We start from the raw sequence: 13,992 nt of genomic DNA on the forward strand, positions 1-13,992 counted from the left end.
CATTAAAAATAGTTCATGTCCGGAGGCGCTATTCAGCATGCGATTACTCGTTATTGAAGACGATCCGCGCTCCGCCCAGTATCTGGTGCGCGGCCTGGCCGAGAGCGGCCACGTGGCCGATCATGTGGCCGACAGCGCTACCGGTCTGGCGATGGCGGGCGAGGGCATCTACGACGTTGTGGTGCTGGACCGGCGCATGCCGGGCCTGGACGGCATCGACTTCATGACCGCGTTGCGCCGCCGCGATCCGCAGATTCCGGTGCTGATGGTCAGCGCGCTGGGCGGCACACAGCAACGGGTGGAAGGCCTGCGCGCCGGCGCCGACGATTATCTGGCCAAGCCGTATGCCTTCGCCGAAATCCTGGCGCGCATCGAAGCGCTGGCGCGGCGCAACGACGCCAGCCGCCGCCAGCAGGTGCTGACCTTGGCCGATCTGAGCCTGGACATGGACACGCGCAGCGCCCGCCGCGCCGACCGCGACCTGCAATTGCAGGCGCGCGAATTCGCGTTGCTGGAATACCTGATGCGCCACGCCGGCCAGGTGGTGACGCGCGCCATGCTGCTGGAAGCCGTGTGGGATTACGACTTCGACCCGCGTGGCAACATCATCGACATGCATATGCACCGACTGCGCAACAAGGTCGACCGCGATTTCGAGGTGGCGCTGATCCACACGGTGGCGGGCGCCGGCTACTGCGTGCGCGCACCGGTTTAAGGAGAGTTCATGCAGCCATTGCTTTGGCCAGCCGTCGCGCTGCTGATCGTAACGGCACCTGCCGTCGCACAGCAGGAGCCGACGCCGGCTCCTGATTTGCCGCTGTGGGAGGCTGGCCTGTTCGGCGGCGTTGCCAGCACGCCGGCGTATCCCAGTTCGGAAGACCGCGTCACGCGCGGGCTGGTGCTGCCGCTGGTGGTCTATCGCGGCAGGATATTGCGCGCAGACCGCTCCGGCATCGGCGCGCGCCTGCTCAATACCGAACGCGTCGAGCTGGATGTGGGCTTTGCCTTGTCGCTGCCATCCCGCTCCAGCGACGTGGCGGCCCGCGCCGGCATGCCGGACCTGAACTCGCTGCTGGAATTCGGCCCGCGCCTGAAGGTGCGACTGGCCGACCGCGTGCGGCTCGAACTGCCGCTGCGGGTGCCGCTTGAGCTTGGAAACGGCTTCGAACGCCAGGGCCTGGTGTTCGAACCGCGCCTGGTCTATGAAACCGGCGACCGCAGCGGCAAGTGGCAGGGCGACGCCAACCTCGGCGCCGTGTTCGGCAACGCACGCCTGAATCAATATTTTTACGGTGTCGCGCCACAATACGCGACCGCCGCGCGCCCGGCCTACCAGGCCAGCAGCGGCCTGATGATGACACGGCTCGGCCTGAGCCTGTCGCGCCGATTGACGCCGGACTGGCGCGTATTCGGCTTCACCCGCTATGACAACTACACGCAGGCGGCCAACCGCGACAGCCCCTTGTTCCGCCAGAACAGCGGCCTGTCGGTGGGCGTCGGCTTCACCTGGACCGCGTACCGTTCAACAGCGCGCGCGTGGGAATAGGCTACACTCGGGCTTCCCATATTCCCAGGCCGAGGACATCCCATGCTGACATCCGCTCCCGCTCAGGCACTCAGTACGCAGCATTGGCTGTTCGCTTACGGCGGCGCCTTGCTGTCGATGCTGGCTCTGGATGCGTTGTGGATCGGCCTGTACATGGCGCCCGCCTACAAGAGCGCGCTGGGCGACCTGATGCTGGAGCAGCCGCGTATCGGTTCGGCCGCGGCGTTCTACCTGCTGTATGCGGCCGGCGCGGTGTTCCTGGCGGTCGCGCCGGGCCTGCGGGCGGTGAGCTGGCAGACGGCGATGCTGAACGGCGTGGTGCTGGGCCTGATCGCCTACGGCACTTATGACCTGACCAATTATTCGATCCTGAAAGCCTGGCCGTTGGGCCTGGCGCTGGTGGATATCGCCTGGGGCGTGCTGCTGACCGCGCTGGCGTCCGCCGCCGGCTGGTATGTGGCCAACCGCTGGGGCTGATTACCAGTCCTTGCGCAGGCGCAGCATGGCGAAGGGTTGCGTGCGGGTGATGTTGTGCTCGACGAAATCGACCACGTTGGCCAGGCGGTCGTTGCCGGCGTAGTGCGTGCGGTCGTAGGTGATGACGCGGCTGGCCAGGTTGTTCAGTTCCAGCGTCAGCATCATGTTGGACGCCGGCCGGTAGTTGACGAAGGCGCGCGCCCAGCCGCTGCCGCTGCTGGTGTCGCGCTCGGCCGTCTGCCAGCTGTCGTTGCTCCAGCCGTTGTCGACCGAGAAGCCCCAGGCCGTGCGCTGGCTGGGCAGGTCCTGCGAGAATTCGATGCGCCAGCCCAGCGGCTGCTCACCCGACAAGCGGCGCGTTTCCAGCGTGGCCGGATCGGTGACGGAGGAGGAGCGCCAGGTGGTCGACAGCTTGAGCAGGCCCTGCGGCAGCGCCCAGCTGTCGGTGGGCAGGTTCAGCATGCCGGTGACGCTGTCGGCGCTGGCGTCGCCGATATTGCCGGCGACGTCGTAGACAGCGTTCGGCGTGCGGATCTGCATGCGGTCGATGACGTCGCTGACATGCGACTGCGTATAGCTCAACATCGCCGTGCCGCGCTCCCAGAAGCGGTATTCCACCGCGCCTTCGCACAGCCAGGTCTTGGCCGGCACCACGTCCGGATAGCCGGCGCGCAGCGACTTGTCGGCCATGCCGAAATAGGCGGCGGCGTCGCCGAAGTTGAGCTGGCTGATTTCGCGCTCCATGCGCAGGCGCAGCTGCAACGCCGGCGTCGGCGACAGGGCCAGCCGCAGCCGTGGCTTGGGATAGACGTAGGCCTTGGCGTCGGCCTGCTCGGCGCTGTTGGCCAGACTGGCGTGCGACACCTTGACGCCGGCTTCGGCACTGAGCGTGTTGTCGACCTGCCAGGCCGACGACAGCTGGCCTTCGACGCGCGCTTCCTGCACCCAGGCGGCGGCCTGCGGATTGTTGCTGACGCTGCTGTCGTTGGTGGTGACGGCGCGTTCGATGCCGCCACGGATGACGACACCGTCGAGCGCCTGCCAGCTCAGTTGTCCGCCCAGGACTTGCTCGCTGGCCGAGCTGGTGGTGACCGAGTGCCCGCTGTTGCCGCCCGAGACAAAGCCCGAATCCGCGTCGATGCCCGAGCTGCGGTACAGCGCCTTGAGGTCGAGGCTGGCGCCGTGGGCCAGATCGCGGGTGTAGGCCAGGCCCTGTTCCAGCGTGTGGCCGGCGTTGTCGTTGCTGTTGAGCGAACGGGTGGCGGCGTCGTAGCTGGCCAGCGAGTGGTAGGTCCACGGGTTGTAGGCGCCGTTCCAGCTCAGCTGGCCGTCCAGCAGGTCCTGGCCGTAATTCAGCTTGATGGTCTTGTTGTCGGCGATGCCGGCGCCCGCCACGCGCACTTCGGCGGCCGGGGCCGAACCGGCGTAGACGGTGGTGCGGTAGCCCTGGCCCTGGCCGGTGTCCGGCGAGCGCGACCAGCCCAGCGTGACGTTGATGTTCTTGTCGCCGCGTTTCAGGCTGTAATTGCCGTCCAGCGAAGGCGCCAGGCTGCCGTCCGGCATCAGGTAGCTGGAGGCGTTGGTGGTCATGGACACCAGGTCCATCTGCTTGAGCAGCAGGTTGGCCACGGTGGCGTAGCCCTGCATGTCGATGCCGCCGGCGCCGCCGTTGATGACCTCGATGCGCTCGACCGCCGCCGTCGGAATACGACCCAGCACGTCGCCCAGCGCCTCGGTCTTGGACGTCGGGCGCTTGCCGTTGATCAGGACATTGCCGGAAACGCCACGCGACGCATTGCCGCCGTCAAACACAAACCCCGGCAGGCGGTTCACCATGTCCATCGCCGTGGCGGCCTGAAACTGGGTGAAGTAGTCCGGTGTGTATGGTTGAACAGCGCCATCCGCCGCGCCGGCCTGGCCGGCGGCCGTCAGCGCGCAGGCGAGCCAGACTGCGTGGCGGATAATGGACGAGTTGGTCATCCCGGCATTCTGCAATGGGCATGCCGATTTCGCAACCAGGAATGCGCAAAAGGCCGTTGTTTAGTGCGCGCGGTGTTGTCTTGCGTCAGATGGCCGCTGAAACAGGCTTGGGCCACGGCCCTGTCTTTTGGCAGGGCCGTGGCGGGGCGGTGCGGCGTTAAGATCGGAGCTTTGTCATTCACAAGGACCAGCTTTCATGAACTCCCTTCCTGCCCGCCTGCCGATCGGCTCCGCCGACGGCGTTGTCTTCGATGTGGTCGCCTGGGGCCCGGCCAACGCCGATGTCGACCTGAGTGTCGCTTGCATGTTCGAGCACGAGATGGGCGGTGCGCCGGTCGCTGGCGGACTGCTGGCGCTGGATCAGGCGCTGGGCGGCCATCTGACGCGCTTGCGTGCCGATGGCTTCTTTCCTGGGCAAGCCATGGACACGCTGCTGATCTCGCAGCCGCCGCAAGGCATGGCGCCGCGCGCGGTGCTGGTCATCGGCCTTGGCGATCCCGGCACGCTGGATGGCGAGCGGCTGCGCCAGGCCACCCGCGTCGCCATGCACGAGGCGATCCGCCACGGCGCGCGCACGATGGCCTTCGCCCCGAGCGTGCTCGACGGCGGCCATAGCGATAACGCGCAATTGAATATGCAGGAGGTGATGCTGGAAGGAATGCTTGGCGCCTTGCGCGCCGAGCTGGCGCTGGCCGCGGCGGGCCTGGCGCCGCGTCCGCTGCTCGAACAGTGCACCTTCGATGTCGGCGCGCCGCGCCTGGCCAATGCGGCGCAGGCGTTTGCGGCGGCCTTCGAAACACTGTTCGAGGCCGACTAGCGGTCAGTGGTCGGTATGCAGGTAGGACGGCGTTTTCGGCAGGCGCATGCTGACCAGGAAGGCGATCACCATCATGATGGTGACGTAGATGAAGAACCAGTCTTCATGGCCGGCGTTCTTGAACGACAGGCCGACAAACTCGGCCGAGCCGCCGAAGATGGCATTGGCGATCGCATACGACAGGCCCACGCCCAGCGCGCGCACTTCCGGCGGGAACATCTCGGCCTTCACCAGGCCGCTGATCGAGGTGTACAGGCTGACGATGGCCAGCGCCAGGGTGATCAGCGCGAAGGCGAAGAAGCTGTTGCTGTTGCCGCGCAGGATTTCCAGGATAGGATAAGTCGCCAAGGTGCCCAGGCCGCCGAACAGCATCATCGAATGGCGGCGGCCGATGCGGTCGGCCAGCATGCCGAACAGCGGCTGCATGCACATGTACAGGAACAGCGCACCGGTCATCACCATACTGGCCGTCTTCGGCGCCATGCCGGAGGTGTTGACCAGATACTTCTGCATATAGGTGGTGAAGGTGTAGAAGATCAGCGAGCCGCCGGCGGTATAACCCAGCACGGTGAGGAAGGCGGCGCGGTGGTACTTGAAGATGCCGGCCAGCGTGCCGGCTTCCTTCTTGTTCAAGTCCTCGGCCTTGCTGGTTTCGTGCAGCGTGCGGCGCAGCATCAGCGACACCAGCGCGGCAATCGCACCGACCACGAACGGCACGCGCCAGCCCCAGGCCTTCAGTTCCGGCTCGGTCAGGAACTGCTCCAGGATCACGACCGTCAGCACCGCCAGCAACTGGCCGCCGATCAGCGTCACGTACTGGAACGACGAGAAGAAGCCGCGCTGGCCGCGCAGGGCCACCTCGCTCATGTAGGTGGCGGTGGTGCCGTATTCGCCGCCGACCGACAGGCCCTGGAACATGCGGATGACCAGCAGCAGGATAGGCGCGGCAACGCCGATGGTGGCGTAGGTCGGCAGCACGGCGATGGCCAGCGAACCGCCGCACATCATCAGCACCGACACCACCATCGACTTCTTGCGGCCGACGCGGTCGGCGATGCGGCCGAACATCCAGCCGCCGATAGGACGCATCAGGAAGCCCACCGCGAACACGGCGGCCGATTTGAGGAATTCTGCTGTGGAGTTACCGCTGGGGAAGAACTGGCTGGCGAAGTAGATGGAGGCGAAGGAGTAGACGTAGAAGTCAAACCATTCAACCAGGTTGCCGGAGGAGGCGCTGATGATGGCGAAGATGCGTTTACGTTTCTCTTCGGCGGAATAATGCGGCTGTGCAGATGCTGTCATTCATGTCTCTCTAGAAATAATTCCCTATAGATTGTAAAGCATCTGGCTGGAAGCCGCAGGCGGCAGGGACTAGGCGGCCTGCAGGGTGGCGAGCAGGTCGTCCAGGTCCATCGGCTTGGGCAGCACCTTGGTCACGCCGCCGAGGCCGGCGCCGACCGCGCCGCGCGCCGTCATCACCACCACCGGGATGGCCGCCACCGCCGCATCCTGCTGGCGCGCGGCGATGAACTGGTAGCCGTTCATGACCGGCATCATCAGGTCCAGCAGGACCACCGAGGTGCGCGGATGGCGATGCAGGTAGCTGAGGGCGTCGCGGCCGTTTTCGGCGGTGGCGGTGCCGTAGCCTTCGGCTTCGAGGAATTCGCTCAGCACGGCGCGGATGTCGGCGTCGTCATCGACGATCAGGATGGTTTTCATGGCAATGCGCCGGCGCCGTCCAGCGGTAGCATCACGGTGAAGGTCGAGCCTTCGCCGAAGGTGGAGCTGACGTGGATGGCGCCGCCCATGTTGCGCAGGATCTCGCTGACGATGTACAGCCCGAGGCCGAGGCCGCCGAAGTTGCGCACCGAGACCGCGCGTTCGAAACGGCCGAAGATGCGCTCCAGGTGCTCGGCCTCGATGCCGATGCCCTGGTCGGCCACCTGGATCACGGCCTGCGCACGGTCAATGCGGACGTCGACGGCGATCGGCTTGCCGTTGCCGTACTTGAAGGCGTTCGACAGCAGGTTGTGGAACACCTGTTCGATGCGCAACCGGTCCCAGTTGCCGACCACCGGCGCGTCGCAGCGGATGGTCAGCGCCGAGCCGGCCGGCGTGCTTTCGCCGCTTTCCTTCAGCCGCTCCAGGACATCCGCCAGCACTTCGCACAGATCGACTTGCGTGCGCTGGAGCTGCAACTGGCCGCCGGTGATGCGGGCGATATCGAGCAGCTCGTTGACCAGCCGTTCCAGCCGCTTGCCCTGGCGTTGCAGCATCGCCAGGCTTTTCTGGAGCCAGGCCGCGCTGTCCGGATGGGGAAACAGCGTCGGCAGGCGGCGTTCGATCAGGTGGATTTGCAGTTGCAGCGGCATCAGTGGCGTGCGCAGCTCGTGCGAGGCCACCGCCAGGAAATCGTCGCGCACCTGGATCGCCTCGCGCGCCTCCTTGTACAGCTTGGCGTTGTCCATGCCCAGCGCGCAGCGGTCGGCCAGCTTGCGCGCCACCGCCACGTCCTGGTCATCGTAGTTGCGGCCGGACTGGGCGACGATAAACGTCAGCACGCCCAGCGTGCGTTCGCGCGCCACCAGCGGCACGGCGATCAGTGCGCGCGCGCCAAGCGCCTGGACCAGCCGGAAATGCGCGTCATCGGTGGCCAGGCTGCGCAGCTGCTGGTCGGTGATCTGCGGCCACAGCAGCGCTTCGCCCTGATGCAGCGTTTCGGTCAGCCGACGCCGATGCGGGTCGCCCGCGCCGATCGAATACTGGCGCAGCGCGGCGGCCAGCCCGGCCTGCGCCGGATCGGCAAACGCCAGCTGGGCGCGCTGAACGGTGCGTTCACCGTTGACCAGGTCGAGGAAGCACCAGTCGGCGAAGGCCGGCACCGCCAGTTGCACCACGCGCGCCAGCGTTTCGGCATAATCCAGCGATTCGGCCAGCGCCGCGCCGGCGCCGGCCAGGAAGCGCGCGGCTTCCTCGGCGCGCCGGCGTTCCATCAACCACAGGCTGTTTTCCAGCGAGATGGCCGCCTGCGCGGCCAGCGCCTGCACCACGTCCACGCGCTGCGCGGTGAAGGCGCGCGCCATGGCGTTGTTTTCCAGATAGAGCAGGCCGACCACCTGTTCGTGGCGCTTCAGCGGCACGCACAGCACCGAGCGCAGGCGCAGCTGGCGCACGACGGCGTCGGCGGCAAACGGGCCTTCGACGGCGGCGTCTTCCAGCACCAGCGGCTGCTTCAGCCGCGCCACGTAGCGGGCGATGGAGCCGGGCAGCATGGTGCAGTCGGCCAGGGCGGTATCCTCCAGCACCATGGTGGTGGCGTCGCCGACTGCGATGCGCGCACGCGCCCGCAGCGTCTGGCCTTCGCCCAGCAGCAGGATGCCGCGCTGGGCGCCGGCCACTTCGACCACGATTTGCAGGATGCGGCGGAACAGCTGCTCGGGCACCGTTTCCGCCGCGATGGCCTGGGCCGCTTTGATCAGGCCGAGCGCGTCGTGCGCGTGCGCCGTGCCGGAGCGCGTGGCTTCGTCGCGCGGAATGCCGATGCGTTGCGCATAGGTGTGCTGCAGGGCGTTCAGCTTGGCCGTCGCGCCCCAGGCGCGGTAGCCGTCCAGCGCCGCGTTGAGGTAGACGGCGGCCAGGCGCGGCTGCTTGCGTTCCAGCAGCAGGCGGGCCGCCAGCTCGTTGGCCAGCGCAGCGTCCTGGATGAAGCCCTGCTGGCGCGCGCCATCGATGGCGGCGCCGAACAGTTCGATGGCCTGCCACGGCGCGTCGTTGCGGCGCGCCACTTCGGCTTCGACCATGCGCAGCTTGTGCTGGAAATTCTCCGGGCAGTACTGGGCCCACGTCGCCAGCTGCGCCAGCAGCGGCGCCAGCGCGTCCGGCGGCGCCTGGTGCGTGCGCAGCAAGGTCAGCGCGGCATAGAAGCTGTGCTCGGCCGACGTCACCATGCCGAGTATGCCGGCCGCGATAAACTTTGCGCCTTGATCGGCGGCGCGGCGGGCGGCTGGCAGGTCGTCCAGCAGGTAGGCGGCTTGCAGGCGCGCCACCCAGAACTGGCCCATGGCCGTCTGGTTGCCGCCGGCGTCGAGCTCGAAGCGGACCTGTTCGAAGTCGTCGTCGTCGAAGCTGATGGCGCTGCGGGTACGGCCCATCAAGGTGCGTGCGAACTGGCGGAACGGCAGCGAAATTTCGGCGCCCGTGCGGTTGCGGAAACGGTTGGCGAAGTCGATGGCGAGATCGGCGTCGGCCAGCAGCTCGGGCAGCGGCACGCCGGCCGGCAGACCGTTGATCAGCAGGCCGCTCAGGTTGAAGGCGGCGTACGCCAGTTCGCCGGATTCGACGCCGGCGCGGTGGCCTTCCTCCATGATGGGCAGGCTGTCGCGCAGCGGCGCACGCCAGACCTGCACCACCAGGCCGAACACTTCGAGCGTGCGGCTTTCCTCGGCGCGGTTGCCGAAGCGCCGCGCCAGCGCCAGCGCCAGCGTGCCGAATTCGTAGCCGACGTCGTACTGGCCGGTGATGGCGTTGTGCAGCGCGCCGTAGAACACATAGGCGTAGGCCGAATAGCCGGATGGTCCGTGCAGCAGCGACAGGTTGGTGCTGCGCGTGACCAGGAAGGTCAGCACCGCCGAGCCGCTGAAGTAGGCCGGCGGGCCAAGCAGCGACAGCAGGCGCATGACGGCGCGCGTGTCGTCGTCCTCGACCTCGGCCTGGTGCACCAGGTCGGCGATGGCCTGCTCGCCGACGTTGCGCATCACCGCCGCCGCTTCGGCCTCGTTGGCTTCGGCCAGCAGGTCGAGCGGCCACTCGTGGCCGAACACGGCCAGGCCTTCGCGGCCCCAGCGCAGCGCGGCGGCCCAGTCGCTGACGACGGTGGCGGCCAGCACGCGCAGGCTGTACAGGTCGGCCGTGGCGATGCGCGATGGCGCGTGGTCCAGCGCGGCGTCCACGTACAGGTCGGCGGCCGCGTGCTGTCCGGTGAGGTAGGCGCATTCGGCCAGTTCGCGGTGCAGCGCATAGGTCAGCGCGGGTTGCGTCCGCCATGCGTCGGGCGGCAGTTGCTGTTTGCCGTGCATCAGGTAGGCGTAGCCGGCGTCGTAGGCGGCCGACTCCTTGGCCTTGCGTCCGGCCGCCAGGTTGTGTTCGGCCAGGGTGAGGCGTTCGGCGGGATCGGCGATCAGCTCGGCGCCGAGGTTGAACTGGTCGACGATGTCGAACAGCTGATCCGCCAAACCGCCATTCGCCTGGCGCAGGCGCTGGCGGCCGATGGCGAGGTGCAAAGCCTGGCGGCTGGCCGGCGGCAGCAGCGAATAGGCCGCCTGCTGCACCCGGTCGTGGACGAAGCGCATGGTGACCGGCTGCTGGGTGAATTCGTGGCCCAGCGCGGCGGCCGGGCGCGCGCCCTGGTAGGCGTCGCGCAGCGGCACCAGCAGGCCGTCTTCCAGCGCCGGCCAGAGTTCGCTCAACGCGGCGGCGCTGCTGCGCCCGGTGACGTCCGCCAGCGTGTCGAGCGCGAACTGGTGGCCGATGCAGGCGCCGGCCTGCAGCAGCGCCTGGGTGGCCTTCGGCAGGCGGTCGATGGTCTGCACCATCAGCGCCAGGACGTTGTCGCTGACGGGCGCGCGCTGGATGTCGTCCATGTCCCAGCGCCAGGCTTTGGTTTCGGGCACGTAGCGCAGCAGTCCCTGTGCGTGCAGCAGGCGCACCAGGCGGCGGATGAAGAAGGGATTGCCGGCGGTTTTTTGGGTCAACAGGGCGGCCAGCGCGGCGCAGCGCTCGGCGTCCTGGTCCAGCGCATCGGCCAGCAGCGCCGCCACATCGTCGACGTCAAGCGGATGCAGGTGAATCTGCCGGACGCTGCCGGGCAGTTCGGCGATCAGGGCGTGGGCATGCGCCTGGCCCGCCGCGCTGTCGCGATAGGCGCCGACGATCAGCAGGTGGCCGGCCTTGCCATCGCCCAGCCATTGCCTGATCAGCGCCAGCGAGCCGGCATCCGCCCATTGCAGGTCGTCGAGGAACAGCACGAACGGATGTTCGGGCCGGGCGAACACGCCGAGGAAGGAGGTGACCACCTGGATGAAGCGGTTCTTCGATTCGGTCGCTTCCAGTTCCGCCACCGGCGGCTGCGGGCCAAGTATGGCGTCGATTTCCGGAATGACGTTGGCCAGGATCTGGCCGTTCGGCGCCACCGCCGCCTGGATGCGCTGGCGCCATGCGGCCAGCGTGGTGTCCGGCTCGGTCAGCAACTGGTGCACCAGGCTGCGGAAAGCGTGCACCAGCCCGGCATACGGCACGCTGCGCTGCAATTGATCGAATTTGCCGGAGACGAAGTAGCCGCGGCAGGCGGCCACCGGTTTGTCCAGTTGCGCCACCAGCGCGGTCTTGCCGATGCCGGGATCGCCCGTGACCAGCACCAGCTCCCGCCCGCCGGCGCGCACGCGCTGGAAGGCGTCCAGCAGCACGTCGCTTTCGCGGCGGCGGCCGTACAGGTGGTCGGTGATGAGCGGCGCGCGCGTCGTTTCGCGTGCGCCGAGCACAAACGGCTGGACCTGGCTGTTGCGGCGCCATTGCGTGCTGATCTCCTGCAGATCGGCGACCAGGGCGTCGGCGCTCTGGTAGCGCTGTTCAGGCTCTTTCTCCAGCAGCTTGAGCAGCAGGTCGGACAGGATGGCCGGCACCTGCGGGTTCAGCGCGGCGACCGCATGCGGCTGGCGCGCCAGATGGGCGTGCACCAGTTCCAGCGGATCGTCGCCGGGGAAGGGCGGCGCGCCCGTCAGCAGCGCATGGAAGATCGCGCCGAGCGAGTACAGATCGGCGCGCGCATCGGGCGAGCGGCCGGTGCGGCCGGTCTGTTCGGGCGACATATAGGCCGGGTCCAGCGTCTCCGGCGCGGCGGCGCTGTCGCTGAGCTGGACCTGCCGCATGGAGGCGCTCCACGCCACATGGGCCGGATTGAGGGCGCCATGAAGCAGGCCAGCATGATGCAGATGGGAAACTTTGCGCGCCAGTTGCTGGGCGATCTCCAGAAACTCGCCCACCGCCAGCGGTGTACCGATGAGCGCACCCAGGCGCATGGCGGTGACGGCTGCTTCGGCGGAGGGCGATTCACTGCTGCGCATGACGTTTCATGGTTATCTGATTTGGAACTCCATCTTACCTGACGGCTACGGCTTTTTACCGACCTCATCCGCAATCGCGCGCAGTGTGCATTTTGGAAATATTTTTTTGCAAGGTCTTGCTTATTGAAACAGCAATCCCATCTCCTGCGCACCCTGTCAACAACTTCAACTAGTGGGATTTATGAATCGATACCCGGTCTGGAAATACATCCTGATTGCCGTCGCCATTCTGTTCGGTGCGCTGTACGCCGTGCCGAACTATTTTGGCGAATCGCCGGCGCTGCAGGTCACGAGTGGCAAGTCGACAGTCAGGATGGCGCCGGAGATGACCGCCAGGGTGGCGGCGGTGCTGGCAAAGGAGGGCATCGTCACCGATGGCGTCACCTATGACGGCAGCGGCGCCTACGCCTCGGTGCGCGCGCGTTTCGCCACGCCGGACATCCAGTTCCGGGCCAAGTCGGCGCTGGAGAAGGGCCTGAATGTTGACCCTGCCGACCCGAGCTACCTGGTCGCGCTGAACCTGCAGGCCGATACGCCGAAATGGATGCAAAGCCTGCATGCGCTGCCGATGTACCTTGGCCTCGATTTGCGCGGCGGCGTGCATTTCCTGATGCAGGTCGACACCAAGGCAGTGATCAACAAGCGCGCGCAGGGCATGCAGGCGGCGACGCGCGCCATCCTGCGCGACAAGGACGTGCGCCACGCCGGCATCGAACGCAACGACGGCATTATCGACATCCGGTTCCGCGACGACGCCACGCGGCAGAAAGCCAAGGACGTGCTGAACGGGCAGATCGCCGACCTGCTGTTCGTCGACAGCGGCGAGGGCGGCGCGCTGAAAACCTCGATGAGCCTGAAGCCGGAAGCGCTGAAGCAGGCCATCGAAGACGGCGTCAAACAGAATATCTCCACCTTGTCCAAGCGTGTGAATGAGCTGGGCGTGGCCGAACCGGTGATCCAGCAGCAGGGCGCGGACCGCATCGTGGTGCAGCTGCCGGGCGTGCAGGACGTGGCGCGTGCGCGCGCCGTGATCGGCCGCACCGCGACGCTGGAAATCCGCATGGTGGACGACTCGATCACGCCGGGCACCGAACTGTCGTCGGCGATTCCGTTCAATTCGGAGCTGCTGACGGCGGGCCGTGGCGCGCCACTGGTGGTATCGAAGGATGTGGTGCTGAGCGGCGACGATATCACCAGCGCCATCGGCAGCCTGGATTCCAACCAGCAGCCGGCAGTCAGCGTGGAATTGAACAGCGACGGCGGCCGCCGCATGCTGGAAGCCACGCGTGGCCACGTTGGCAAGCGTCTGGCGATCATTCTCTACGAGCGCGCCGGCAAGCCGGAACTGCTGTCCGCGCCGATGATCCAGGAAGAGCTACGCAACCGCTTCAACATTACCGGCATGGGCAATGCCGAGAACTCGGCCGAACTGGCGCTGCTGCTGCGCTCCGGCGCGCTGGCCGCGCCGATGGACGTGATTGAAGAACGCACCATCGGCCCGGCGCTGGGTGCGGAGAACATCAGCAAGGGCGTGCATTCGACCCTGTACGGTTTCGCCGCGATTGCGCTGTTCATGGTCGCCTACTACATGCTATTTGGCGCCTTCAGCGTGATCGCGTTGGCGTGCAACCTGCTGTTCCTGGTCGCCGTGCTGTCGCGCATGCAGGTGACGCTGACCTTGCCGGGCATGGCGGCGATCGCGCTGGCGCTGGGCATGGCGATCGACTCCAATGTGCTGATCAACGAGCGTATCCGCGAGGAGCTGCGGTCCGGCGCCTCGCCGCAGCAGGCGATCGCGGCCGGCTTCGACCGCGCCTGGGCCACCATCATCGACTCCAACGTCACCACGCTGATCGTTGGCATCGCATTGTGGGCGTTCGGCTCCGGTCCGATTCGTGGCTTTGCGCTGGTGCATACGCTGGGCATTCTGACTTCGATGTTCTCCGCCGTGTTTGTGTCGCGCGGCGTGGTCAACCTGTGGTATGGCCGCAAGAAGAAGCTGCAATCCATCGCTATCGGCACCGTCTGGGTGCCGGGCCGGAAATAATCAGGGG

9 protein-coding genes are annotated in these 13,992 nt (G+C 67.0%); 5 read left to right on the forward strand and 4 right to left on the reverse strand.

Annotated features, from left to right (window positions below):
- The first annotated feature begins 37 nt into the window (after positions 1–37).
- Genes GJ695_RS17595 through GJ695_RS17605 form a run of 3 tightly spaced genes read left to right on the forward strand, consistent with a single transcriptional unit; the run spans position 38 to position 2,023 of the window.
- On the forward strand, positions 38–715 hold the full coding sequence (locus GJ695_RS17595) for a response regulator transcription factor (protein WP_154366970.1): 678 nt from the start codon (positions 38–40) through the stop codon (positions 713–715).
- A 9-nt stretch (positions 716–724) separates the two neighbouring features.
- Positions 725–1,546, forward strand: a complete 822-nt coding sequence (locus GJ695_RS17600) for a MipA/OmpV family protein (RefSeq protein ID WP_154366972.1) — start codon at positions 725–727, stop codon at positions 1,544–1,546.
- Between the two features lie 42 nt (positions 1,547–1,588).
- Positions 1,589–2,023 (forward strand): DUF2177 family protein, encoded by a 435-nt coding sequence (locus GJ695_RS17605; protein ID WP_154366974.1) that lies wholly within the window; start codon positions 1,589–1,591, stop codon positions 2,021–2,023.
- Here the strand turns inward: GJ695_RS17605 and GJ695_RS17610 are convergent, their stop codons facing one another.
- Positions 2,024–4,003, reverse strand: a complete 1,980-nt coding sequence (locus tag GJ695_RS17610; RefSeq protein ID WP_154366976.1) for a TonB-dependent receptor plug domain-containing protein — start codon at positions 4,001–4,003, stop codon at positions 2,024–2,026.
- Between the two features lie 196 nt (positions 4,004–4,199).
- Between GJ695_RS17610 and GJ695_RS17615 the strand changes: the two genes are divergently transcribed.
- Positions 4,200–4,820: a M17 family peptidase N-terminal domain-containing protein gene (locus GJ695_RS17615; RefSeq protein WP_154366977.1), complete on the forward strand. Its 621-nt coding sequence runs from the start codon at positions 4,200–4,202 to the stop codon at positions 4,818–4,820.
- 3 nt (positions 4,821–4,823) lie between these two features.
- On the opposite strand, the gene GJ695_RS17620 is transcribed toward GJ695_RS17615, so the two are convergent.
- From GJ695_RS17620 to GJ695_RS17630, 3 genes are all read right to left on the reverse strand, one after another.
- Complete coding sequence (locus tag GJ695_RS17620) at positions 4,824–6,122, reverse strand: MFS family transporter (RefSeq protein WP_154366979.1); 1,299 nt, start codon at positions 6,120–6,122, stop codon at positions 4,824–4,826.
- A 69-nt stretch (positions 6,123–6,191) separates the two neighbouring features.
- Positions 6,192–6,539, reverse strand: coding sequence for a response regulator (locus GJ695_RS17625; protein WP_154366981.1), 348 nt, complete (start codon positions 6,537–6,539; stop codon positions 6,192–6,194).
- Positions 6,536–11,938 (reverse strand): AAA family ATPase, encoded by a 5,403-nt coding sequence (locus GJ695_RS17630; RefSeq protein WP_154366984.1) that lies wholly within the window; start codon positions 11,936–11,938, stop codon positions 6,536–6,538. Before GJ695_RS17630 ends, GJ695_RS17625 begins: the two co-directional genes overlap by 4 nt.
- A gap of 181 nt (positions 11,939–12,119) precedes the next feature.
- Here GJ695_RS17630 and secD point away from each other — a divergent pair, with 181 nt between their 5' ends.
- Positions 12,120–13,985: a protein translocase subunit SecD gene (gene secD / locus GJ695_RS17635; RefSeq protein ID WP_154366986.1), complete on the forward strand. Its 1,866-nt coding sequence runs from the start codon at positions 12,120–12,122 to the stop codon at positions 13,983–13,985.
- Positions 13,986–13,992: the final 7 nt, after the last annotated feature.

The organism is Duganella alba, assembly GCF_009674495.1.
In the GTDB taxonomy this organism is placed as follows: domain Bacteria; phylum Pseudomonadota; class Gammaproteobacteria; order Burkholderiales; family Burkholderiaceae_D; genus Rugamonas; species Rugamonas alba.

What these genes read in the sequence shown, in the direction of transcription:
- GJ695_RS17595 (WP_154366970.1), top strand. Translation starts at nt 38, where the DNA reads ATGCGATTACTCGTTATTGAAGACGATCCGCGCTCCGCCCAGTATCTG.
- GJ695_RS17600 (WP_154366972.1), top strand. Translation starts at nt 725, where the DNA reads ATGCAGCCATTGCTTTGGCCAGCCGTCGCGCTGCTGATCGTAACGGCA.
- GJ695_RS17605 (WP_154366974.1), top strand. Translation starts at nt 1,589, where the DNA reads ATGCTGACATCCGCTCCCGCTCAGGCACTCAGTACGCAGCATTGGCTG.
- GJ695_RS17610 (WP_154366976.1), bottom strand. Translation starts at nt 4,003, where the DNA reads ATGACCAACTCGTCCATTATCCGCCACGCAGTCTGGCTCGCCTGCGCG.
- GJ695_RS17615 (WP_154366977.1), top strand. Translation starts at nt 4,200, where the DNA reads ATGAACTCCCTTCCTGCCCGCCTGCCGATCGGCTCCGCCGACGGCGTT.
- GJ695_RS17620 (WP_154366979.1), bottom strand. Translation starts at nt 6,122, where the DNA reads ATGACAGCATCTGCACAGCCGCATTATTCCGCCGAAGAGAAACGTAAA.
- GJ695_RS17625 (WP_154366981.1), bottom strand. Translation starts at nt 6,539, where the DNA reads ATGAAAACCATCCTGATCGTCGATGACGACGCCGACATCCGCGCCGTG.
- GJ695_RS17630 (WP_154366984.1), bottom strand. Translation starts at nt 11,938, where the DNA reads ATGCGCAGCAGTGAATCGCCCTCCGCCGAAGCAGCCGTCACCGCCATG.
- secD (WP_154366986.1), top strand. Translation starts at nt 12,120, where the DNA reads ATGAATCGATACCCGGTCTGGAAATACATCCTGATTGCCGTCGCCATT.